The following is a 2,249-nucleotide window of genomic DNA, read 5'->3' as shown; positions in this document are numbered from 1 at the left end:
GCGCGAATCGGTGGGGTGCGCAATCGCCTTCTCGTCAGGTAGCAGCGGCGCATTGCTGCGCCGCCGCCCCCTAAGAACCGTGCATGCGAGTTTCCCAGCACACGGCTCAAGCCTTCTACCAGCCCACATGGAGGACCGGGCCGTCCATGACGGAGTGTTCATGCTCGCGAACGACGCTGGAAGTATGCAGTCCATGCGGGGTCGAAGAGGTTGGCGTCGCTGCGAATCTTCGTGTGCCGCAGGATGGGCAACGTTTCGGCTCGGAAGAGCACGAACCATTGCATCTGCTTGTAACCGCAGGCCGGGCAGGCAAAGATCCAGTCCCGAGGCCCGAAGCGCCGGAAATAGCGCGCCTTGACCCAGCCAGTGTTTTTCCGTGGATGTCGCCGTTTGGCCCAATTCCACAGCATCCTGCACACGAGGTGATCTACCTTGGTGAAGGTCGCAGCTGCCACCACATGCCGGTGGTACATGGCCCAACCCCGAAGAATCGGGTTGAGCAACATGATCACTTGAGCCTGCGTGGCAGCCATGTTCTTCTTCAGCACTTCGCGCACTTTATCCAGCAGCGCTTTCACACTTTTGCGGGCCGGCTTGATCAGCAACTTGTCCCCGTATTTACGAACGTTTTGCCCCAGGAAGTCGAATCCCTCGGAGATGTGAGTGATGAACGTCTTCTCTGGCGCCAGGTGCAGGCCTCTTGCCGCGAGGAATTTCTCCACGGTCGGTTTGACGCACTGCTCCAGCAGTTCTCGGCTAGCTGCAGTCACAATGAAGTCATCCGCGTAGCGAATGACATTCACCTTGGACTTTTGGCGAGCAGTGGTGATCCGGCGTGCTGCCGACCATACTGCTTCCTCAAGCCCGTCCAGCGCCATATTTGCAAGCACTGGTGACGCGATGCCGCCTTGCGGGGTACCCGCTTCGGTAGGGAACAGCTTACCCCGTTCCATGTATCCAGCCTTCAACCATCGGCTCAGGATTGCTCGATCCATCGGGATGTTCTCCTCAAGCCACGAATGGCTAATGTTGTCGAAACAGCCCCGAATGTCGCCTTCTAAAATCCATTGCGCGGACGCCCGCTTCGCAAGCGTACAAAAACATTGCTCGATCGCGTCAGCCGTTGAACGCCGCGGCCGGAAGCCGTACGAGTTCGGGTCAGCTGTTGTCTCTGCAACGGGACTTAGTGCGAGCAACCACAGCGCTTGCATTGCCCGATCGCGCATGCAGGGAATGCCCAGCGGGCGCTCCTTGCCATTGCTCTTCGGTATATACACACGTCGTAGTGGCAGGGGACGGTAGCCCCTGAATTCCAATGATTGGACGGCTTTCAACTTCGATGCGGGCGTTGACCAGATCTTGCCGTCCACGCCTGCCGTTCGCTTGCCTTTGTTCTCCGTCACCCGCTTGACGGCAAGCAACTTGCCGCTTCGCGAGCTAGTCAGCAGGCGCTGCAAGGCCTTCACCTTGTTCCATCTGCCGACCTTGGAGGCCTTAGCAATACGCACCTGCAGCCGCGCGACCTCCTGCGCAACCTGGTCCCAGTTGATTCGGTCCCAAGTCACTTCGTTGGCCGGAGGCGCACCAGTACTTCGCCCCGGGGCTTTCGCCACAGCCGCTGGTACCGTCATCTGCTTTCCCCCTAAACGCGGTTTCTCAAGTTCTCTTGCTATCGAAGACCATGCGGAAGTGGGCTCGCTTTCGCGCCGGGTGATGTCCCAACCCGTATCCGCCCGATTACAGGGCAGCCTTCGCTTTTTCCGCACTCCTTTACCCGCTGCGCCATCAGCCTTCCTTGCGGTTGGCCTGCCGTCGCCGGCGACGCATCGGGCTTACCGTGTTTCGTACATGTCACAGCGAGTAGGGTAGGTCCTGCCTGTACGCCGGTGGTCTCATGTCCGTGTGCCCCATGTATGAGAGGAGCAGCCGACCACACACCTTTTGGTTCAAGCCTGTCAGCACCTTAGGCTTGTTCACTATAACGACGCTTGCAGCAGTTCACATACGTTGACCTTGCTACCCAGCCTGGCGCCCCATCCACATTGGTGCTCGCAGATGACATCTTCTCTTCGCAGAGATCGACGCGGCCCGAAGGCCCAGCGCTTTGTCCCCATGGCTTCACACGCCGCCGTTACCAGCAACGCATGCACGGGTAGGCTACGACCGACGGAACGGCCGGTCCCGTCACCAACCTTGTGGGCGGGCGGGACAATGACACATACGACTTCACGTCGCACCATTACCGTCGT

Annotated in this window: 1 protein-coding gene; it reads right to left on the bottom strand. The window is 59.3% G+C overall.

The genetic code is table 11. The features are described 5' to 3' along the window. Positions 1–158: 158 nt before the first annotated feature. A complete protein-coding gene (gene ltrA / locus C7411_RS36720) occupies positions 159–1,631 on the bottom strand; it encodes a group II intron reverse transcriptase/maturase (protein ID WP_110389028.1) in 1,473 nt (490 codons plus the stop codon). Positions 1,632–2,249 lie beyond the last annotated feature (618 nt).

Origin of the sequence: Paraburkholderia silvatlantica (assembly GCF_003096715.1) — a bacterium.
GTDB classification, from domain to species: Bacteria; Pseudomonadota; Gammaproteobacteria; order Burkholderiales; family Burkholderiaceae; genus Paraburkholderia; species Paraburkholderia silvatlantica.
The sequence above is the reverse complement of the archived record's forward strand: the minus strand, read 5'-3'. Positions and strand labels throughout refer to the sequence as shown.

Bases quoted from the DNA above. Each gene is read 5' to 3' on its own strand.
- ltrA (WP_110389028.1), bottom strand. From the start codon at position 1,631: ATGACGGTACCAGCGGCTGTGGCGAAAGCCCCGGGGCGAAGTACTGGT.